Here is a 20,866-nt window from a genome sequence, read left to right as displayed (position 1 = left end):
ATCCCCCAGCTCCCGCCCCAGCTCGGCGCTGCCCATCGTGCGGCCCATGCGCTCCGGAGGGGTCGAGGCGGCGAGATGCGAGAACGCCACAGGTGTTGCGGCGCCCACCCCCGCACCGACGAGAACGGCCGCCACCACGAGGGAGACAGGGTGATCGACCGCCGCGACAAGCCCGATGCCCGCCGCGATGAGCCCGAGACCGCCGACCGCACCCAGACGGACGGATATGCGACCTCGGTCGTTCGCCGCGCCGACCAACGGCTGAATGACACTGGACACGACGGCCAGCACGGTCACGATCGCCATGCTGCCGACGGTGCCGAGACCGATCTGCCGCCCGAGCAGGGGCAGGAAGCCGACAGCCACGGCGAGCGCGCCCGTGGTCGCAGCGAGCACGAGGGTCGGTACGAGGAAGCCGGGAGCGATCAGCTCGCGCCCGAGGTCGACGAGGGTGACGCGCTTTCGCGGCAGCACGGGCACCTCGGGCACGGCGAACCCCACCCAGGCCGCGGCCGCGACCCCCAGCACGGCGAGAGCCCAGAACAGCGCCGGCATCCCTCCCCAGACGACGAGGACCGCTCCGAGCAGCGGACCGAGCGCGTAGCCGAGGCTCTTCCACGATCCGTACCGGCCGAAATAGCGCCCGCGCGACGAATCGTCGACGAGGCGGGCCACGGCCGCGCTGGAGGCGGGCGAGAAAGCGGATGCGGCGGCCCCCTGCCCGAATCGGGCGATCACCAGCGCGATCATCCCCGGCGCCACCGCACCCACCACGGAGAAGACCGAGAACGCGAGCAGACCGCCCACGATCACGGGGCGCACGCCGACGCGGTCGCTGAGCGCTCCGAACAGCGGCTTGAGCAGGACCTCGGCCAGGTCGTACAGGGCGAGGGTGAACCCGAAGGCGAGCAGGGTCCAGCCGATGTCCTCGCTCTCGGCGCCCAAAGCCGCCGCGATGCCGTGCGCGCCGAAAGCGGTCGTGAAGCCGGCGAGATAGAGCGGAGCCAGGCGGGGGCGCGGGGAGGTCACGCTCGATTCTCGCAGGGTGGGGTGTGGTCGATTCGGCACCGCCGGCGCGCGTGAGTGGCCACTTTCGCTGCTCCGCGGGGAGATCGCGGTGCATTTTCGACCACTCACGGCGGGGACGCGGGGCGGGCGAGGCGGGGAGCGCGGGCTCCGCCCATCCACCGCGAGGGGGATGCCGCAGCATCCCCCTCCGCCCTACCGTGGAGAGCATGCCCTTCATGCGCACCCCCTCCGCTCGCGAGCACCGCGGCGATCTCGTGCTCGCCGGCGTCCTGCTCGTCGGCACGGTGCTCAGCGCTGCGCTCTCCTCGATCGCGCAGGTGTACGGCGATGAGGCCCAGGAACTGTGGACCGCCCTCGTCTACGCCGTGTTCATCGCGGTTCCTCTCGCCGTGCGTCGGCGTTGGCCGGGCATCGTCGCGATCGTCGTCTCACTCGCATACTTCGCCGCGGTCTCGCTGAAGGTGCCGGAGATCTTCGTCGGCAACATCTCGATGTTCGTCGCCCTGTACACGGTCGGCGCCTGGATGAACGACCGCCGCCGAGCCATGATCGTACGGATCGGGATCATCGTCGGCATGTTCGTGTGGCTCATCATCACGATGTACCGCGACGCGATCACCGAGGCCGACAAGGCGGATGTCGCGGCGGGCCTGTTCTCTCCCTACATCGCGTACATGCTGATCCAGCTGCTGCTGAACATCCTGTACTTCGGCGGCGCGTACTACTTCGGCGAGCGAGCCTGGGCTGCAGCCGCCGAACGAGCCGTGCTCGAGGAGCGCACCGCCGAGCTGGAGCGCGAGCGCGAGGTCACCGCGGCGCAGGCGGTCGCCCTCGATCGGGTGCGCATCGCCCGCGAGCTGCACGACGTCGTCGCCCATCACGTTTCGGTCATGGGCGTGCAGGCGGGCGCCGCGCGACTCGTGATCGAGCAGGACCCCGACGGCGCCCGCCAGCTGCTCACGGGCGTCGAGACCTCGGCGCGAGAGGCCATCCGCGAGCTGCACCAGCTTCTCGAGACCCTGCGCACCCCGGGCGGAGACGCGACCGAGACCGCGTCGACCCTCGGCCTCGACGACATCGCCGAGCTCGCCGCCTCTTCCACGGAGGCGGGCCTGCCCGCCGACTACGCCGTGATCGGAGACCCCGTCCCGGTGCCGCCCATGATCGCGGTCAACCTGTACCGCATCGCCCAGGAGTCGCTCACGAACGCGCGCCGCCACGCCGGAGCCGGCGCGACCGCCGATGTGCGGGTGCGGTACGACGACGACGGTGTCGAAGTCGAGATCGTGAACACGGGCCGCAGCATCGTGAACCTCCGTCCCGGCCTCGGCCAGCTCGGCATGCGCGAGCGGGCGACCGCGTCGGGGGGCACGCTCGAGGTGACTCCGCGGCCCAGCGGCGGACTGCGGGTGCGGGCCCGGGTCCCCCTGGAGGCACGCGCGTGATCCGGGTGCTGCTGGTCGACGACCACGCCATGCTGCGGGCCGGATTCCGCACGATCCTCGAGAGCCAGCCCGACATCACCGTCGTCGGCGAGGCGGGTACCGGGGCGGATGCAGTCGACCAGGCATCGACGCTGCTCCCCGACGTCATCACGATGGACGTGCAGATGCCCGACATGGACGGCATCGAGGCCACCCGCCGTATCGTCGCCGACCCGCGGGTATCTTCCGCCATCGCGATCGTGACGACCTTCGACCGCGACGACTACCTCTTCCAGGCGCTGGACGCAGGGGCCGCGGGATTCCTCCTCAAGAACGCCGGACCGGAAGACCTCATCACCGCGGTCCGCGCACTCGCCGCAGGCGACGGGATGCTGTCGCCCGAGGTGACGCGACGCGTGCTCGCTCGATTCGCCACGACGCCCGGGATCCGCGGCCGGACCGACCGACACGACGCACCCGCGGCGGTCGCGGCATCCGCTCCCGGTACCGCAACGCGCCCGTCGTCCACCACGCCGGTCGTGCTGGCCGAGCCCCTCACCGACCGCGAGGCCGAAGTGCTCGTGCTGCTCGCCGACGCCCGCAGCAACGCGGAGATCGCGACCGCCCTGTACATCGGCGAGGCGACCGTGAAGACGCACGTGTCGAGGATCCTGCAGAAGCTGGGCGCCCGCGACCGGGTGCAGGCCGTCGTGACGGCGCACCGGCTGGGGCTCGCCTAGACCAGCACCGGAGCGACCAGCGATAACCTCGGAGGCATGCCCGAGGCCGCACCGTTGACCCGCCCGATCACGGCCGGCGTCGTCACCGCCCTCGTCGGATTCACGAGCTCTTTCGCCGTGGTGCTCACGGGGCTGTCCGCCGTCGGCGCGACGCCCGCGCAGGCTGCGAGCGGGCTGCTCGCGGTGTGCCTCACGATGGGCGTCGCGTGCGTTGTGCTCGCCTGGCGGTATCGGATGCCGATCACCGTCGCCTGGTCCACCCCCGGGGCCGCCCTGCTCGCCGCGACCGGCGCGGTGGAGGGCGGATGGTCAGCAGCCGTCGGCGCGTTCCTCCTCACCGGCGCGCTGATCCTGCTGACCGCCCTGTGGCCCGCTCTCGGGGCCCTGATCGCGCGCATCCCGCCGTCCATCGCTCAGGCGATGCTCGCCGGGGTCCTCCTTCCGCTGTGTCTCGCACCGATCACGGGCCTCGTCGAGAACCCCTGGGGCGTCGTGCCGGTCGTGCTCACCTGGCTGGTGTTCGCCCGGCTCGCGCCGCGCTGGGCCGTGCCGCTCGCGTTCGTCGCGGCATCCGTCGTCGTCGCGATCTCGCTCGTGCAGACCGGATCCCCCGTCGACCCTGCCCTGCTGCTGCCACGGATCGAGCTGACGGCGCCCACGTTCTCCCTGGGCGCCGCGGTCGGCATCGCCCTGCCGCTGTTCATCGTGACCATGGCCTCGCAGAACGTGCCGGGAATCGCCATCATGCGCAGCTTCGGCTACGAGGTCCCCTGGCGGCCGGCGATGCTCGTGACCGGGCTCGGCACCGCGCTCGGCGCCACCGCGGGCGGTCACGCGATCAACCTCGCCGCCATCAGCGCCGCTCTCGCGGCCGCCCCCGATGCCGATCCGGACCCGAAGCGCCGCTGGATCGCCGGCGTCTCGACCGGTGTCTCCTATCTCGTGCTCGGCGGATTCTCGGCGGCGTTCGCCGCTCTGGTGCTGCTGGCTCCGCAGGCCGTCATCCCGGCGGTCGCGGGCCTCGCCCTGTTCGCAGCCTTCGGCTCGGCCGTGCAGCAGGCCATCGACGACCCCGGCGAGCGCCTGCCCGCGGTCGCGACCTTCCTCGTCGCGGCATCCGGAATCGCCGTGCTGGGAGTGAGCGCCGCCTTCTGGGCTCTCGTCGCCGGCCTGCTCGTGCGGGCGGTGCTGCACGCGGGGAAGCGCCCGCAGGGTTAGCGTGGAACCGTGACCGCCCCCGGATTCTTCGACGCCCGGCCCCTCGTCGATCCCGTCGACAACGCCGAGGTCGCGCGGTTCGCCCGCGCGCAGCGCACGTCGCAAGCCTCGGGCGCGCAGGTCGCCATGTACATCATCCTCGGCGTCCTCCTCGCCTTCTTCGTGCTTCCGATCATCTACGTGATGGCGATGGGTCTCGGCTACGCGATCGCCCGCGGCACGGGTGCGGCTGTCGCCGCGCTCGTCGCCACCGTGTTCACGGGTGGACTCGTCACGCTCGCCGTGATCGCGGCACAGCGCGGCAGGGCGGCACGCGAACTCGCGAGCTACCGGCTCTCCGGCTTCGCCGCCGCGAACTCGATGGAGTACTTCGCCAAGCTCGACGCCCCACCGCTGCCGGGCATGATCTATTCGCACGGAACGAGCCGTATGTCGACCGACGTCGTGCGCGGAACCACCCCTCGTTTCGTCGAGTTCGGCAACTATCAGTACACGACCAGCAACGGCAAGAACTCGACCACCCACCGCTGGGGCTACGTCGCGATCAAGCTCGACGTGCCGCTGCCGCACATCGTGCTCGATGCGCTGAGCGACAACACACTGGGATCCGACGTGGCCGCGGGATTCTCCCGCGAGCAGCGGCTGTCGCTCGAGGGCGACTTCGACCGGTACTTCTCGCTGTTCTGCCCGTCGGGCTATGAGGTCGACGCGCTCTACCTGTTCGCCCCCGATGTCATGGCGCGCTTCATCGACAACCTCGCGCAGCTCAACGTCGAGATCGTCGACGACTGGATGTTCTTCTACACGCGTCGCCCGGTGTCGACGCTGGACCCCGCGACCTGGTCGTGGCTGTTCGGCGCCGTCGGCGCCATGATGACCAAGCTCGATCAGTGGGCACGCTGGCGCGACGACCGGCTGCGAGCGATGGCGCAGCCCGTCGTCGCGGCGCCTTCGGCTGCGGCATCCGCTCTGCCCTTCGCACCGCCGGCCGCGCTGCTCACCCCGCCGCCGCCGGGTGTCGCCCCGCCGGGTCAGCGCCTGCGCACCCGGAGCCCGTGGCTGATCATCACGATCCTCCTCGTCGTGGTGGGCGGGATGGCGCTGCTGCCCTTCGCCTTCGCCGTCATCGCGGTGCTCTTCGCGCGCTGATCCACCCTCAGGGGGACTCCGCGGCAATCCCCCCTGCGGAGGATGCCCCCGCGTGGCCTGCGGTCATAGCGTGAAGCCATGCGATGCACTGACCGAACGGAGTGAGCCGAAGTGACCACAGGAAAGCTCGAATTGAGCGGCATCACCAAGAGCTATGGCTCGCGGCTCGTGCTCGACGACGTCTCGTTCCAGGTCGCCCCCGGGCGCCTCACGGGCTTCGTCGGCGGCAACGGAGCCGGCAAGACGACGACCATGCGGATCGTGCTCGGCCTGCTATCGGCCGACGGCGGACGTGTCGAGCTCGACGGCTCGCCGCTCACCGCCGAGGACCGCAGGCACTTCGGCTACATGCCGGAGGAACGCGGGCTCTACCCGAAGATGAAGGTGCTCGAGCAGATCGTCTACCTCGCGCGACTGCACGGATTCAGCAAAGCGGATGCCGCGGCTCGTGCCACGGCCCTTCTCACCGAACTCGGACTCGACGCCCGCCTGAACGACACCATCGAGTCGCTCTCGCTCGGCAACCAGCAGCGTGCGCAGATCGCGGCGTCCCTCGTGCACGATCCCGAGGTGCTGATCCTCGACGAGCCGTTCTCCGGTCTCGACCCCCTCGCGGTCGACGTGGTCGCGGGAGTACTGCAGGCGAGCGCCGCGAAGGGCGCCTCGATCCTGTTCTCCTCCCACCAGCTCGACGTCGTCGAGCGGCTCTGCGACGACCTCGTCATCCTCGCCGGCGGCACGATCCGCGCGTCCGGATCCCGCGACGCGCTGCGCGCCGAGCACGCCGGAGACCGCTACGAGCTGGTGTCGGCGGGCGACGCCGGCTGGCTGCGCACCGAGCCGGGCGTGAAGGTGCTCGACTTCGAAGGCGGGTACGCCCTGTTCGAGGCCGAGAGCGCCGACGTCGCGCAGCGCGTGCTGCGTGCCGCAGTCGACCGCGGCGATGTCGCGAGCTTCGCCCCCAAGCATCCGTCTCTCGCCCAGATCTTCAAGGAGGTCATCCAGTGAACCCTTCGACCGGCTCAGGGACCCAGGCTGTCTGGCTCGTCGCCGAGCGCGAGATCGCCTCGAAGCTGCGCAGCAAGACGTTCCTGATCTCCACCGGCATCCTGCTTCTCATCGCGCTCGCCGGCATCCTGATCGGCGGGTTCGCCAGCAAGAACCCCGAGGCCACCGCCGTGGCCGCGACCTCGCAGACGATCGCCGCCGTCGAGGCGCTGCCGAACGTCGAGGTCACCGAGGTGGCCGACCGCGGAGAGGCCGAGAAGCTCGTCCGCTCGGAGGACGTCGAGGCGGCCGTGCTGCCTGACGACGGCCCGCTCGGCTACACCGTGATCGCGCTCACCGATGCACCGGGCAGCATCGTCAGCGGGCTGTCGGTCTCGCCGTCCGTCGAGATCCTGGAACCGGCGACCACCAACCCGCTGCTGCGGTACTTCATCGCGATCGGGTTCGGTCTGGTGTTCTTCATGGCCGCGTCGACGTTCGGCGCCACGATCGCGCAGAGCGTGGTCGAAGAGAAGCAGACCCGCGTCGTCGAGGTGCTGCTGTCGTCGATCTCGGCGCGCACGCTGCTCGCCGGGAAGGTGATCGGCAACACGGTGCTGGCGATGGCGCAGATCATCGCCCTCGCCGCGATCGCCACGGTGGGGCTCATCATCACCGGGCAGAACGCGGTGCTCGCCGGTCTCGGCGCCCCGATCATCTGGTTCGCCGTGTTCTTCCTGTTCGGCTTCGTGCTGCTGGCGGCGCTGTACGCTGCGGCCGCGTCGATGGTGTCGCGCATGGAGGACATCGGATCGACCACGACGCCGATCATGATGCTCGTGATGGCGCCGTACTTCCTGGTGATCTTCTTCAACGACAACCCCCTCGTGCTGACGATCATGTCGTACGTGCCGTTCTCGGCTCCGGTGGGGATGCCGATGCGACTGTTCGTCGGCGAGGCGCAGTGGTGGGAGCCGCTGATCAGCCTCGTGATCCTGCTCGCCTCCTGCGTCGCCGCGATCATGATCGGCGCGAAGATCTACGAGAACTCGCTGCTGCGCATGGGTACCAGGGTCAAGTTGGCGGACGCGCTGCGCGGCTGACTCGCCCGGCCCGATCACCGAGACCCCCTGTCGCCACCGAGACCCCCAGCTGCAACCGGGGGTCTCGGTGGCAACGGGGGGTCTCGGCGTTACGCGACGTCGGCAGCTGGGGGTCTGGCCGGCGTCAGAGGGTGCCGGCGTTGGGGCGGCGGCACCGGGGGAAGCGGGGATCGTCCCGCGAGGGGTTCAGATCACGCCGTCGGCCAGCGCGGTCGGGTTGCCGAAGCGGTGGTTGGTGATCGAGACGGCCTGCTCGTGCAGGAACGGCAGCATCTCGACGCGGCCGGCGCCGGTCACGGCGTGCGACCAGACGGCGACGTCGGGGATCCCGCCGAGAGCCTCGAACAGGGGGGCCGGGTCGCCGCCGACGAGACGGACGCGCTGCCAGGTGTGCGCGGCCTTCGCCTGAGCCTTCGCGACGTGCTTGACCCACGAGGCATCCTTCTCGTGCGTGACGGCGATGCCCGCTGTGCGCAGCGCCTTCTCGACCGATGAGGGCAGGGCGGGTGCCGAAACCGTGAACGGGCTTCCGCTGCGCAGGGCCGCGGCCAGGACGCGGATGCCGTCGGCGAGAGGCGCCTGCTCGGCGATGCGCACGTCGACGGCGGTCGGACGGTAGCGGAACACGTTGCGTTCGACTCCGAGGCCGGACTTGTCGCTGATCACGCCGAACTCGTTCGTCCAGGCCTGCTCATCGGAGGCCGCAGCGGAGCGCAGCCACTCGGCTTCCGCCGCGTCGAGCACACCGTCGGCGGCGGCGAGCAGCCGGGCGACCGGCTCCGAGACGGCGGCGCCGGGCGCTGCAGCGGGAAGCTCGGCGGGCGTCCACTCCCCCAGGCCGAACAGATAGTTCGGGCCGCCGGCCTTGGCGCCGGCGCCCACGGCCGAGCGCTTCCATCCGCCGAAGGGTTGACGCTGCACGATCGCACCCGTGATGCCGCGGTTCACATAGAGGTTGCCGGCCTCGACGCGGTCGAGCCACGTGGCGACCTCATCGGAGTCGAGCGAGTGCAGCCCTGCGGTCAGGCCGTAGTCGACGGCGTTCTGCAGGCGGATGGCCTCGTCGAGGTCCTTCGCGCGCATGACGCCGAGCACCGGGCCGAAGAACTCGGTCATGTGCGTCGTGGATCCGGGGGCGACTCCGGTCTTCACGCCGGGAGTCCACTGCCGGCCCTCGTCGTCGAGCTTCTTCGGCTCGACGAGCCAGCGCTCGCCCCGCTCGAGGGTCGTGAGGGCCTTGAGCAGCTTGCCGTTCGCAGGCTCGATGATCGGGCCCATCTGGGTGGCCGGGTCGCTCGGCAGGCCGACGCGCATCGAGGTCACGGCGTCGACGAGCTGGCGCTCGAACCTCTTCGAGTCGGCGACCGAGCCGACGAGGATCGCGAGCGATGCCGCAGAGCACTTCTGCCCCGCGTGACCGAAGGCGCTGCGCGCCACGTCTGCGGCGGCGAGGTCGAGATCGGCCGACGGCGTCACGATGATCGCGTTCTTGCCGCTCGTCTCGGCGAGCAGCGGCAGATCCGAGCGGAACGAGCGGAACAGCTGGGCGGTCTCGTACGCGCCGGTGAGGATCACCCGGTCGACGATCGGGCTCGAGACGAGCTGCGTGCCGAGCTCGCGCGAGCCGAGATCGACGAGCGCGAGCAGGTCGCGCGGCACGCCCGCAGCCCACAGCGCCTCGACCATCACGGCTCCGCAGCGCTGGGTGAGCTTGGCGGGCTTGATGACCGCGGCCGAGCCGGACGCGAGGGCGGCGAGCACACCGCCGGCGGGGATCGCGACGGGGAAGTTCCACGGCGGGGTGACGACCGTGACCTTCGACGGAACGAACTCCGCACCGGGGATCTTCTCGAGATCGAGGGCGCGCTCGGCGTAGTAGTGCGCGAAGTCGATCGCCTCGGAGACCTCGGGGTCGGCCTCGGCGATGGTCTTGCCCGCCTCGTGAGCCATGATCTCGATGAGCTGGCCCCGTCGCGCGGCCAGCTCGGCGCCCGCACGGTGCAGTACGGCGGCGCGGTCGGCGGCAGGCAGCGCGGCCCACTTCTCGGCGGCGGCGGATGCGGCGGCGAACACGTTATCGAGCTGCGCGGGCGACTCGACGCGCGCAGCCGCGATGGCCCCTTCGCCCAACGTCGTGCTCACACTGCGGCGCAGGATCTCGCGCCCCCACGCGCGGTTCGCGGCGAGCGCCGGATCGGTGTCGGCCTGGTTGTGGAAGCCGGTGCCCGTCGACGGGCTCTGGGACCCAGCGGATTCCGCCTCCTCCGCGCGGTTCTGCACGCGGTGCGGGGCCGGAACCCCGCGGTCGGCCTCGAGGCCGGCGAGCGAGCGTTCGAAGCGCTCGCGCTCGCGCGTCAGCAGAGCGGGGTTCGAGGCGAGCTCGAACACCGCGGACATGAAGTTCTCGGGGCTCGCGTTCTCTTCGAGCCGGCGCACGAGATAGGCGATCGCGACGTCGAACTCGGCCGGGTTCACGACCGGCGTGTACAGCAGCAGGCGGCCGACGTCCTTGCGGACCGCCTCGGCCTGGCCGGTGGCCATGCCCAGCAGCATCTCGTACTCGACGGGCGCCTGCCCTGAGCTTGTCGAAGGGTCGGTGACGCCCCGCGCCTTCGCGAGCAGCCACGTGTATGCGATGTCGAAGAGGTTGTGCCCCGCGACGCCGATGCGCACCGCGTCCAGCCGCTCCGGAGTCATCGCCCAGTCCAGCACGCGCTTGTAGTTCGTGTCGGAGTCCTGCTTGGTCGAGTAGGTCGCGAGCGGCCAGTCGTGGATCTTCGCATCGACCTCCTCCATCGCGAGGTTCGCGCCCTTGACGACGCGCACCTTGATGGGCGCTCCGCCCTTGGCGCGGCGCGCTGCCGCCCACTCCTGCAGGTGCTGCATGGCGCCGAGGGCGTCGGGGAGGTAGGCCTGCAGGACGATGCCGGCCTCGAGGTTCTCGAGTCCCGGCTGATCGAGGATGCTGGTGAATGCCGCGATCGTGAGATCGAGGTCGCGGTACTCCTCCATGTCGAGGTTGATGAACTTCGCCTTGCCCTTCGCCTCTGCGGCGGCGGCGAGCTCGTACAGCGGGGTGAGCTTCTCGACGACGTCGGCGACCGCTTCGTCGAACGACCACATCGACAGCTGGCTGACGACGCTGGACACCTTGATCGACACGTAGTCGACGTCGTCGCGAGCCAGGAAGTCGTAGGTGCCCTTGAGGCGTCGTCCGGCCTCGCGCTCGCCGAGCACGGCCTCGCCGAGCAGGTTGAGGTTCAGGCGGTTGCCGCTCTTGCGCAGCTTCGCGATCGCGGGCCCGAGCTTCGAGGGTGTGGCGTCGAGCACGAGGTGTCCGACCATGGCGCGCAGCACCCGGCGCGAGATCGGCACGACGACGCCGGGGAGCTTGGGCGCCCAGAAGCCGCCGGTCTTGATCGCGGCGCGCAGATAGCCGGGTAGAAGGGTCGGCGTAATCTCGGCGAGATCGGCGAGCTTGCGACCGGCGACGCGGAGGTCTTCGGGCCGCATCACTCCGTCGACGAAGCCGACGGTGAAGTCGAGGCCGTTCGGGTCCTTGAGCACCTCGGAGAGGCGCTGGGCCGCGGGCTCGACGGGGTGCGTCTCGCTCTCCTTCAGCCAGCGCTGCACGAGAGCGGCGACCTCTTCGGTACGCGGAGTGGTGTCGACGACGGTCATTGGCGGGGAACCTTCCACAGACGGGGCGCACACCCGGGTCGCGTACGTCTCCCGATCATTGTGCGACCCGCGAGTAGGCTACGTCTATCAACCGATCTGCGTGATTTCTGTTCGGTTTCACTGAACAATGAAGAGGGACGGATGCTCGACGTCAATCGACTGCGGATGCTCGTCGAGCTGAGCCGCCGCGGCACTCTCTCGGCCGTCGCCGACGCGCTCTCCTACAGCAAGGCCACGGTGTCTCAGCAGCTGAGCGCGCTGGAGCGCGAGGTGGGTGCGCCGCTGCTGCGCCGCGTGGGCCGAGGAGTGCAGTTCACCCCGCAGGGGAACGTGCTCGTGGCGGAGGCCGTCGGCATCCTCGACCAGCTCGAGCACGCGCAGGTCGCCGTCGCCGAATCGCTCACCGAGGTCACCGGCACCGTGCGCATCGCCGTGTTCCAGACCGCCGCGCACGCACTGCTCCCTCCCGCACTGCTCGCCCTGCAGGCGCAGCATCCGGCGCTCCGCGTCGATGTCACCGAGAGCGACCCCGAGACGAGCCTCGTGGGCGTCGCGAGCCGCGACTTCGACCTCATGCTCGCCGAGCAGTACCCGGGGCGCACCCGTCCGATCAACGCCGACCTCGACCGCGTCGTGCTCACGCACGACACGATCGCCCTGGCCCGGCAGCCGGGCGCCCGGCCGATGGCAGATGCCGCCGCGGCCCTCTGGGCGACCCGCGACGATCCCTGGGTGCTCGAGCCGGCGGGCACCGCGTCCCGCGCGTGGGCCGAGCAGCTGTGCCGGACGGCGGGCTTCGAGCCCGACGTGCATTTCGAGGTCGCCGACCTCACCACGCACGTCCGCCTGATCAGGGCGGGGCTCGCGGTCGGGCTGCTGCCCGAGCTCGTCTGGGCCGGCGACGCCCCGACGGTCGACCTCGCTCCCCTGCCGGGGGCCCCTCGGCGCGAGATCTTCTCGTCGGCGCGACGCGTGTCGGCAGCAGCCCCCTCGATCAGGGCCGTGCGTCGTGCATTGGCAGAGGCGGCATCCGTGATCCTGCCGGACTGACGCCCTCGGAGGGTCCGGCCACCTCGTCGAGGCGAGGAGGATCCGCGCCAGGGCGCGAGACCGTCACCGCGGCCGCCGCTGCACCGAACGCGAGCATCGCACGCACGAGCTCCTCGTCGACGCCGCGCAGCGCCTCACGAGAGGCCGCTCCGGAGAGCCCCGCATCCCGCAGAGAATGGATCAGCGCAGCCATGAACGTGTCACCCGCGCCGACCGTGTCGACGACGTCGACTCGGTGGCCGCCGACGCGGACCACACCGGCGGCGGTGACTGCATCCGCGCCGTCACCGCCACGCGTCACCACCACGATGGCGGGGCCCGAGCGCTGCAGACGCTGCGCGACCTCGAGCGGATCCTCTCCGGGGTACAACCAGCCGAGGTCCTCGTCGCTCGCCTTGACGACGTCCGACGCGGCGACGAGAGCCTCGACGTCTCGCAGAGCCTGCGCGCGGTCGGGAACCAGCGCCGGGCGGATGTTGGGGTCGTAGCTGATCAGCGCATCGGGCCGCAGAGCCTCGAGCAGCGAGCGCACGACGTCGGCTCCCGGATGCAGCAGAGCGGCGACGGAGCCCACGTGCACGATACCCGGGTGCTCGCCGACGACGGACTCCGGATCGACGCCGTCGAGAGTCCAGCCCAGATCGAACTCGTACCGGGCCGATCCGTCGGGGCCGAGCTGCGCCGACGCGGTCGAGGTGCGCTCCGCCCCGGCCACGAGCACGTCGACGCCTGACGCCGCGAGCCAGGCCCGCACGGCCCTCCCGCGCGGATCTTCTCCGAGCTGAGTCAGCAGCAGCGGTTCGTCGCCGAGGCGGGCGAGTGCGAGAGCGACGTTCGCGGGACTGCCCCCGGGAGTCTCCTCGATGCGGCCGGCCTCACGATGAACGATGTCGACGAGGGCCTCACCGATCACCAGGACGTCGCGGCTCACGCGCGCCGCACCGGCGTGAGGAAGCTGAGAACACTGTGCGGCTCGACGATCAGCGGTTCGAGACGTGCGTTGAACGCACCGCCGGCCTCACCGCCGAGATGCTCGTCGAAGGCCGCACGATCACGGTAGACCTCGAAGACGACGAACCGGTGGTCGTCCTCGTGCCGCCGAAACACCTCGAATACCTGGTTCCCCGGCTCCGTGCGAACGACCTCGGCGTACTCGCCGATCAGCCCCTCGACCGTGCCCGCAGCTCCCGATACCGCCGTGAACTCGGCGTACAGCGCGACCTGCTCGCTCATGCGGTCGCCGCTCCCGTCATGATCGCGACGGCATCCGTCATCGAGTGCGATTCAGGTGTGATGGTGGCCGCCTTCTTGCCCAGACGCTGGATGTGGATGCGATCCGCGACCTGGAAGACGTGCGGCATGTTGTGCGAGATGACGATCACGGGAACCCGGTTCTGTCGGAGCCGCTGGATCAGTTCGAGCACCTGGTTCGACTCGCGCACTCCGAGAGCGGCAGTCGGCTCGTCGAGGATGACGACCTTCGACCCGAACGCCGCGGCACGTGCGACCGCGACGGCCTGGCGCTGACCACCCGACAGGTTCTCGACCGGCACCGTGACGTCCTGAAGAGTGGAGATGCCCAATCGCTGAACCTCGGCGCGGGCGTCCGCCCGCATCCCCTTCGTGTCCAGCGCGCGGAACAGCGAACCCATGATGCCCGGTTTGCGCCGCTCCCGGCCGAGGTAGAGGTTCGTGGCCACATCGAGCGCGGGTGAGACCGCGAGGTTCTGATACACGGTCTCGATCCCGGCGTTGCGCGCGTCCTGCGGTCCGCGGAACTGCACCGGCTGACCGTCGAGAAGCAGCTGGCCTTCATCCGGGATGTACGCCCCGGTGAGGCATTTGATCAGGGTCGACTTCCCGGCGCCGTTGTCGCCGATGATGGCCAGCACCTCTCCGGGGAAGACCTTGAGGCTGACGCCGTCGAGACCGACCACACGACCGAAGGTCTTGACGAGGCGCTTCGCCTCGAGCACGGGAAGGCCTTCCGGAGTCGGTGCTTCGAAGGGCTGGGTTTCGGTGGCGCTCACTTGCGTACCTTCCTGATCCACTGGTCGATGGCGACCGCGACGATGACGAGGATGCCGATGGCGAGGGTCTGGTACAGACCGTCGACGCCGGCGAGGAACAGACCGTTGCGGAACACGCCGACGATGATCGCGCCGAGCAGGGTTCCCCAGATGATGCCGCGTCCACCGAACAGCGACGTTCCGCCGATGACCACGGCGGTGATCGAGTCGAGGTTGAGGTCGGCGCCCGCGTTGGGGCTCGCCGCCCCGGAGCGCCCGATCTGGATCCACGCGGCGACGGCGAGCACCGCTCCCGCGGCCACGTAGACGCTCATCAGCACCTTCTTGGTCGAGATGCCGGCGAGGCGGGCCGCCTCCGCATCGTCGCCGACGGCGTAGACGTGCCGGCCCCAGGCGGTGCGCCCGAGCACGTACGCGACAACGAGGTACAGCGCGAGCATGATGACGACGCCCACGGTGAGCCGCACATCTCCGAGCGGGATGGCGGTCGAGGTCCAGGTGAGGAGCTCGGGCATGTCCGCCTTGCGGATCGTCTGCCCGCCGCTGTACAGCAGCGTCAGCGCGATGAAGACGTTGAACGTGCCGAGCGTGGCGATGAACGGAGGCAGCTTCACCCTCGTCACGAGCAGTCCGTTCAGGGCGCCTGCGGCGAGTGCGGCGATCAGGCCGGCCAGCAGGGCGATCGGAGCAGGCAGCCCGTTGTTCGCGGCGGTCTGTGCCATCACCATCGAGGTGCCGATCATGAGCGCACCGACCGAGAGGTCGATGCCTGCGGTGAGGATGATGAGGGTCTGCGCGATCGCGACGGTGCCGACGACGGCGACCTGGTCGAGCACCAGGGAGAGGTTCGCCGCGGCGAAGAAGCGCGGGTTGATGATACCGAAGACGATGACGGCGATCACCAGCACGACTGCGGGGCTGATGGCGGGATAGCGGTGGAGCAGGCCGCGGATGCGGTCGACCGGTGTCCGCCGGTCGAGGAACTCTGCGGCGAGATCCAGGGTCGAGGTGGCTGCTTGCTGAGTCACGGGGTCACTTCCGATCGTGGGTTGGACGGATGCCGCGACCGGACGAGTCGACGGTCGCGGCATCCGAGAAGGTGTTACTTGCCGCCCCAGCAGATGTCGAGAGCAGCGGCGGTGTCGATCGACTCGACGCCGTCCACGGGCGTGTCGGTGACGAGAGCGACACCCGTGTTGAAGAAGTCGAGCCCCTCGGAGTTCGCGGGCTTCGTGCCGTCCTTCACGAGGTCGACGATCGACTTCACTCCGAGCTCGGCCATCTTCACCGGGTACTGCTGGCTGGTGGCGTCGATGATGCCGTCCTTCACCTGGCCGACGCCTGCGCAGCCGCCGTCGATCGACACGATCAGCACGTCGTCCTTGCTCTTGCCTGCAGCCTCGAGCGCCTGGTATGCGCCGTAGGCCGCCGGCTCGTTGATCGTGTAGACGACGTTGATGTCGGGGTTCTTGGCGAGGAGGTTCTCCATCGCCGTGCGTCCGCCGTCTTCGGCGCCCTGGGACGCCTCGTTGCCCACGATCTCGTACGAGCCGCCCTTGCCACCGGTGTAGCTGCCGGTCGTCTCCTCGTCGCCGTTCACCTGCTCGTCGCCGAGGTCGACCCCCAGCCCGGAGAGGAAGCCCTGGTCGCGGCTGTAGTCGACGCTGACGGCCTTGTCGTCGAAGAGGTCGATCAGGCCGATGACGGCGTCCTTGCCGTCGAGCGCGCCGGCGGTCCACTGGCCGACGTACTCGCCCGCGAGGAAGTTGTCGGTGGCGAACGTGATGTCGACGGCGTCGGCGGGGTCGGGAACCGTGTCGAGGGCGATCACGAAGATGCCCGCCTGACGAGCCTTGTCGATCGCGTCCAGCACAGCGGGGCCGTTGGGCGTGATGAGGATTCCCTTGTCACCCTTGGAGATGGCCGCCTCGATCGCCTGGATCTGGGTGTCTTCGTCGCCGTCCTCCTTGCCCGCGGCGAGGGTCAGCTTCACGCCGTCCTTCTCGGCGGCGGCCTTGGCGCCGTCCTGCATGGCGATGAAGAACGGGTTGGAGTTGGTCTTGACGATCAGCGAGACGCCGATTTCGTCATCGGAGCCGCCTCCGGCCGCCGGGCCGGAACCGGCGCATCCGGTCAGGGAGACGGCGAGTGCTGCGGATGCTCCGATCGCAGCGGCGAGCACACGGCGGCTGCGACGGGTGAAGTGCTTCGTCATTGAATGGTCCTCTCGGGCGGTTCGTCGCCTCGTTGACAACGATGTCAGGGACAGTTGTACCCGCATCGCCCAGTAGAGTCAAGTGCAGTCGCCAGAATCGAGACAATCCCGTGACACCGATGTCAGAGCCCCGCCATTCCACCGGATCCCGCCCGAGGGCCACCATGAAGCAGGTCGCCGCCCTCGCCGGGGTCGGCACGAAGACGGTGTCGCGCGTCATCAACGACGAGCCCAACGTCTCCGAAGCCACGGCCGCGCGCGTGTGGGACGCGATTCGCGCACTCGACTACCAACCGGATCTGCAGGCGGGAAGTCTGCGCCGATCGGACGGCCGCACCCGTACGTTGGGCCTGCTCGTGGGAAGCGTCGACAACCCGTTCGCCGGCGCGATCCACCGCGTGGTCGAGGATCTGGCCGCTGAACGCGGCATGGCCGTCTTCGCGTCGAGTCTCGACGACGATCCTGCCCGCGAGGGCAGCGCGGTCCGCGCCTTCTTGCAGCGCAGGGTCGACGGTCTCATCCTCACCACGGCATCCCGCCGGCCCGACTATCTCGGCCAGCTGCAGGAACGCCGCATCCCCGCCGTGTTCGTGGACCGCGAGCCCCTCATCGACGGCGTCGACACGGTCGCCAGCGACAACCACGCCGGCGCGTCGGCCGGAGTCGCACATCTCATCGCACGCGGGCATCGACGAATCGCGCTTCTCGCCGACCGTCTCGATCTGACGACCGCGAGTCAGCGTCAGCAGGGATACCTCGACGCACTCGCTTCGGCCGGCATCTCACGCTCGGACGCGCTCATGGCGACCGACCTGCATGACGTCGAATCCGCGCGCGCCGCACTGGAGCGGATGCTCCGCGCCCCCGAACCTCCGACCGCGGTGTTCAGCGCGCAGAACCTCATCACGATCGGGGCCCTTCACGCACTGCGCGATGCCGGGCGCTCGCACGTCGTCGCGCTCGTGGGCTTCGACGATCTGCCCCTGGCGGATCTGCTCGACCCCGGCGTGACGGTCGTGGCCCAGGACCCGCAGGAGATCGGCCGCCGCGCCGCCGAACGGCTCTTCGCCCTGCTCGAAGGCGCCGACGGCGCTCCGGTCCGCGAAGTCGTGCCCACGCGCCTGATCGCCCGCGGCTCCGGCGAGATCGCTCCTCCCGCCTGACTCGCCTCCGAACTCGGCCTTGCGTTGTCCACTGGACAGGCCGTAAGTTCTCGCGACAGAGATTGACATCGATGTCAATCCTGAGTGTCACGCACGAAGGAGCGCGAATGATCCCCCCTCTGAATCGTCCTCGCGGCAAGCGCCCGAGAGCCCGCACCACTGTGGCCGTCGCGCTGGGAGCGGTGCTGATGATCGGATGCGTCGGCCTGCCGGCCGTCGCCGCCGACGTGGCGCCCGGCGACGAGCAGTACCGGCCACTGGTCCACTTCACCCCCGAGCAGAACTGGATGAACGACCCGAACGGGCTCGTCTACGCCGACGGCGTCTATCACCTGTTCTTCCAGCACAACCCGCAGGGGACCACCTGGGGCAACATGAGCTGGGGACATGCCACGTCGACCGACCTGCTGCATTGGACGCAGCAGCCTCTCGCGATCCCGCAGACGTTCGATGAGGCCGGCCGCCCGATCGAGGACATCTTCTCGGGTTCGATCGTCGTCGACCACGACAATTCCGCCGGGTTCGGCCCCGCAGGATCCAGCCCCATGGTGGCGATCTACACCTCGGCGTACACCGCGCAGCATCCGCAGCACGCCGGACTGCAGGCTCAGTCGCTCGCCTACAGCCTCGACGACGGTCAGACCTGGACCAAGTACGAGGGCAACCCGGTTCTCGACCGCGGCTCGGCGAACTTCCGCGATCCGAAGGTCTTCGAGTACGACGGTCCGGCCGGCAGGTACTGGGTGATGGTCGCCGTGGAAGCTCTCGAGCACAAGGTCGTGATCTCCAAGAGCACTGATCTGAAGAACTGGGAGCACCTGTCGGACTTCGGGCCGGCGAACGCCACCGGCGGCATCTGGGAATGCCCCGACCTCTTCCCGCTTCCGGTCGACGGAGATCCGGGGAACACGAAATGGGTCATGGTCGTGAACCTCAATCCGGGCGGGCCGAACGGCGGCAGCACCGGACAGTACTTCGTCGGCGATTTCGACGGCACGACGTTCACCTCCGAGACGACGGACTCCGCGCCGACGGCGCCGGAAGGCCGCGTGTTCGCCGGATTCGATGGCGGTGACTACGACGGATGGACCGTGGGCAACGATCGGTCCAGCGAGATCGCCGGTCCCTGGGGTGCAGCGCCGGCCGCCGGCACGATCCCCGGACAGCAGGCGGTCTCGGGCTGGATCGGCGACGGGCTGGTGAACGGATTCCTCGGCGGCGACGCCCCGACGGGGACTCTCGAGTCGCCGGCGTTCACGATCGAGGACGACTACATCGACCTGCTGGTCGGCGGCGGCGATCATCCGCACGTCGAGGGCTCCCAGCTCTCCAATCTGCCTCCCGCCGGATCCACGGCGCTGTACGACTTCGAGCTGCCGGACGGGCAGAACCTCGCCGAGTCGGGGTGGAAGCTGACGAACGACTTCGCGACCGACCCCGATCGCAGCCCGTCCACCCAGGGTGGCGAGGGCTATCTCGGCACCCGGCGCATCAACACCTTCGAGGCAGGGCCCAACGGCGATGCGAACCGCGGCGACATGACCTCGCCGGCGTTCACCATCGACGGCGACCACGTGTCGTTCCTCATCGGCGGCGGGCGGCGCACCGACGGGTCGCTGCAGGCGGAACTGCTCGTGGACGGCGAGGTCGTCCGCACCCAGACCGGCGCGAACTCCGGGAGCCTCAACTGGGCCTCCTGGAACGTCGCGGACCTTCGCGGCGAACAGGCCGAGATCCGGATCCACGACGACACCGACGGCGGATGGGGCCATCTGACCTTCGACAACGTCGTGATCGGAGACGAACCGGCCCAGGTCCGCTCCGACGAGACCTCCGTGAACCTCGTCGTCGACGGCCGGATCGTGCGCACCGCCACCGGCTCGAACAGCGAGGCCCTGACGTGGAGGTCGTGGAACGTGGCCGAGCTGCGCGGTGAGCAGGCGCGGATCGTCGCGATCGACAACAACAGCAGCGGCTGGGGTCATCTGCTCTTCGACCAGGTGACCTTCTCATCCGCCGGCGTGCCGGTCCCCGCAGAGGGATACGACTGGCTCGACTGGGGTCGCGACTACTACGCGGGCGTGTCGTACTCGGGCACTGCTGACCCCGGGACACGTGTCATGCAGGCGTGGATGAACGACTGGGACTATGCGGGGGACATCCCGACATCGACCTGGCGCAGTTCGATGGCGCTCCCCCGCGAGGTGCGCCTCGTGAGCACGCCCGAAGGTCCGCGGCTGGCGCAGCGCGTCGTCTCGCAGCTCGACGGCCAGCTCGATCTCAGCAGGGTGCAGACCCGCACGGGTGTCGACGTGGAGGGCCCGACGCCGCTCGGTTTCTCTGCGGAGGTCGCGAAGATCGAGGTCGTGCTGGAGCCAGGGTCCGCGCAGAAGGCGGGGATCACCGTCTTCGGCGATGAGACGAGCGGAACCCGCATCGGCTACGACGCGGAAGAGCAGCGGGTCTTCATCGATCGCACCGACTCGGGAGCCGTCGGCTTCAACCCGTCGTTCGCATCGGTCGACGACGCTCCGCTGCCCGGTGCGACGCTCGCAGCCGACGGCTCGGTGACCCTCGAGCTCTACATCGATCGGGCATCCGTCGAGCTGTTCACGGCCGATGGCCGCGTGTCGCTGACGGACCAGGTGTTCCCGAATGCCGGGGCCGATGCCATATCGGCGTGGTCCGAGGGCGGCGCAGCGCGGATCCGCAGCATCTCGGTGACGCCGATCACGGCGACGATGTGGCAGAGCACGGACGACGGGGCGACCGCTCCCCCGGCGAAGGGGAAGCTCTCGGATTCGAAGACCTCGCAGGGATTCACGGTCAGCATGACCCAGAAGAAGGGCGAGGAGGCGACGGTGTTCCGGCTGTACGAGAACGGAACCCTGATCTCCACCACGCCTGTCGACGCGCACGCGGGGCAGCGTTCCGTGGACGTGCATCTCACCGGCCGTGCGCCGGGGACCTACGTCTACACGGGCGAGCTGGAGAATTCGCAGGGAATCACGACGACCTCGAGCACGAAGATCAAGGTCAAGTGACCGGGACCTGATCCGCGAGGTGGATGCCGCGGC

16 protein-coding genes are annotated in these 20,866 nt (G+C 69.7%); 9 read left to right on the top strand and 7 right to left on the bottom strand.

What is annotated here, in order from left to right:
* The coding region (locus ACI3KT_RS13965; RefSeq protein WP_404904922.1) for an MFS transporter at nucleotides 1-1,029 on the bottom strand (1,029 nt) is incomplete at its 3' end.
* Between the two features lie 206 nt (nucleotides 1,030-1,235).
* Between ACI3KT_RS13965 and ACI3KT_RS13960 the strand changes: the two genes are divergently transcribed.
* From ACI3KT_RS13960 to ACI3KT_RS13935, 6 genes are all read left to right on the top strand, one after another.
* Nucleotides 1,236-2,474: a sensor histidine kinase gene (locus ACI3KT_RS13960; protein ID WP_307292386.1), complete on the top strand. Its 1,239-nt coding sequence runs from the start codon at nucleotides 1,236-1,238 to the stop codon at nucleotides 2,472-2,474.
* A complete protein-coding gene (locus ACI3KT_RS13955; RefSeq protein ID WP_404904919.1) occupies nucleotides 2,471-3,193 on the top strand; it encodes a response regulator in 723 nt (240 codons plus the stop codon). Before ACI3KT_RS13960 ends, ACI3KT_RS13955 begins: the two co-directional genes overlap by 4 nt.
* Before the next feature lie 36 nt (nucleotides 3,194-3,229).
* Nucleotides 3,230-4,411 (top strand): benzoate/H(+) symporter BenE family transporter, encoded by a 1,182-nt coding sequence (locus tag ACI3KT_RS13950; protein ID WP_404904916.1) that lies wholly within the window; start codon nucleotides 3,230-3,232, stop codon nucleotides 4,409-4,411.
* Between the two features lie 9 nt (nucleotides 4,412-4,420).
* Nucleotides 4,421-5,560 carry a hypothetical protein gene (locus tag ACI3KT_RS13945; RefSeq protein WP_292905021.1) on the top strand — a complete coding sequence of 380 codons (1,140 nt, stop codon included), beginning with the start codon at nucleotides 4,421-4,423 and terminating at the stop codon, nucleotides 5,558-5,560.
* A 111-nt stretch (nucleotides 5,561-5,671) separates the two neighbouring features.
* Nucleotides 5,672-6,568 (top strand): ABC transporter ATP-binding protein, encoded by an 897-nt coding sequence (locus ACI3KT_RS13940; protein ID WP_404904914.1) that lies wholly within the window; start codon nucleotides 5,672-5,674, stop codon nucleotides 6,566-6,568.
* Nucleotides 6,565-7,650, top strand: a complete 1,086-nt coding sequence (locus ACI3KT_RS13935; protein ID WP_404904912.1) for an ABC transporter permease — start codon at nucleotides 6,565-6,567, stop codon at nucleotides 7,648-7,650. The genes ACI3KT_RS13940 and ACI3KT_RS13935 overlap by 4 nt, the downstream gene beginning before the upstream one ends.
* Nucleotides 7,651-7,836: 186 nt before the next feature.
* Here the strand turns inward: ACI3KT_RS13935 and ACI3KT_RS13930 are convergent, their stop codons facing one another.
* Nucleotides 7,837-11,331 carry a proline dehydrogenase family protein gene (locus ACI3KT_RS13930; RefSeq protein WP_404904909.1) on the bottom strand — a complete coding sequence of 1,165 codons (3,495 nt, stop codon included), beginning with the start codon at nucleotides 11,329-11,331 and terminating at the stop codon, nucleotides 7,837-7,839.
* Nucleotides 11,332-11,472: 141 nt separating this feature from the next.
* Between ACI3KT_RS13930 and ACI3KT_RS13925 the strand changes: the two genes are divergently transcribed.
* Nucleotides 11,473-12,381 carry a LysR family transcriptional regulator gene (locus tag ACI3KT_RS13925; protein ID WP_292905013.1) on the top strand — a complete coding sequence of 303 codons (909 nt, stop codon included), beginning with the start codon at nucleotides 11,473-11,475 and terminating at the stop codon, nucleotides 12,379-12,381.
* Here the strand turns inward: ACI3KT_RS13925 and ACI3KT_RS13920 are convergent.
* The 5 genes from ACI3KT_RS13920 to ACI3KT_RS13900 all read right to left on the bottom strand — a co-directional run bounded on the left by ACI3KT_RS13920 (nucleotide 12,326) and on the right by ACI3KT_RS13900 (nucleotide 16,626).
* Complete coding sequence (locus tag ACI3KT_RS13920; protein ID WP_404904907.1) at nucleotides 12,326-13,312, bottom strand: carbohydrate kinase; 987 nt, start codon at nucleotides 13,310-13,312, stop codon at nucleotides 12,326-12,328. The genes ACI3KT_RS13925 and ACI3KT_RS13920 overlap by 56 nt on opposite strands.
* On the bottom strand, nucleotides 13,309-13,614 hold the full coding sequence (locus ACI3KT_RS13915) for a putative quinol monooxygenase (RefSeq protein ID WP_404904906.1): 306 nt from the start codon (nucleotides 13,612-13,614) through the stop codon (nucleotides 13,309-13,311). Before ACI3KT_RS13915 ends, ACI3KT_RS13920 begins: the two co-directional genes overlap by 4 nt.
* Nucleotides 13,611-14,411: an ATP-binding cassette domain-containing protein gene (locus ACI3KT_RS13910; RefSeq protein ID WP_404904904.1), complete on the bottom strand. Its 801-nt coding sequence runs from the start codon at nucleotides 14,409-14,411 to the stop codon at nucleotides 13,611-13,613. Before ACI3KT_RS13910 ends, ACI3KT_RS13915 begins: the two co-directional genes overlap by 4 nt.
* Entirely contained in the window at nucleotides 14,408-15,439 is a 1,032-nt protein-coding gene (locus ACI3KT_RS13905; protein ID WP_292905005.1) for an ABC transporter permease, read from the bottom strand. Before ACI3KT_RS13905 ends, ACI3KT_RS13910 begins: the two co-directional genes overlap by 4 nt.
* Before the next feature lie 74 nt (nucleotides 15,440-15,513).
* Nucleotides 15,514-16,626, bottom strand: coding sequence for a substrate-binding domain-containing protein (locus tag ACI3KT_RS13900; protein ID WP_292905003.1), 1,113 nt, complete (start codon nucleotides 16,624-16,626; stop codon nucleotides 15,514-15,516).
* Nucleotides 16,627-16,745: 119 nt separating this feature from the next.
* On the opposite strand from ACI3KT_RS13900, the gene ACI3KT_RS13895 reads away from it, so the two are divergent.
* Together ACI3KT_RS13895 and ACI3KT_RS13890 are read left to right on the top strand one after the other, a co-directional pair.
* Nucleotides 16,746-17,789, top strand: coding sequence for a LacI family DNA-binding transcriptional regulator (locus ACI3KT_RS13895; RefSeq protein ID WP_404904903.1), 1,044 nt, complete (start codon nucleotides 16,746-16,748; stop codon nucleotides 17,787-17,789).
* Nucleotides 17,790-17,896: 107 nt separating this feature from the next.
* Nucleotides 17,897-20,833 (top strand): GH32 C-terminal domain-containing protein, encoded by a 2,937-nt coding sequence (locus tag ACI3KT_RS13890; RefSeq protein ID WP_404904900.1) that lies wholly within the window; start codon nucleotides 17,897-17,899, stop codon nucleotides 20,831-20,833.
* The last annotated feature ends 33 nt before the right edge of the window (nucleotides 20,834-20,866 follow it).

It is taken from the genome of Microbacterium sp. ZW T6_19, assembly GCF_044987465.1.
In the GTDB taxonomy this organism is placed as follows: domain Bacteria; phylum Actinomycetota; class Actinomycetes; order Actinomycetales; family Microbacteriaceae; genus Microbacterium; species Microbacterium natoriense_A.
This window is presented reverse-complemented; position numbering and strand designations above follow the sequence as displayed.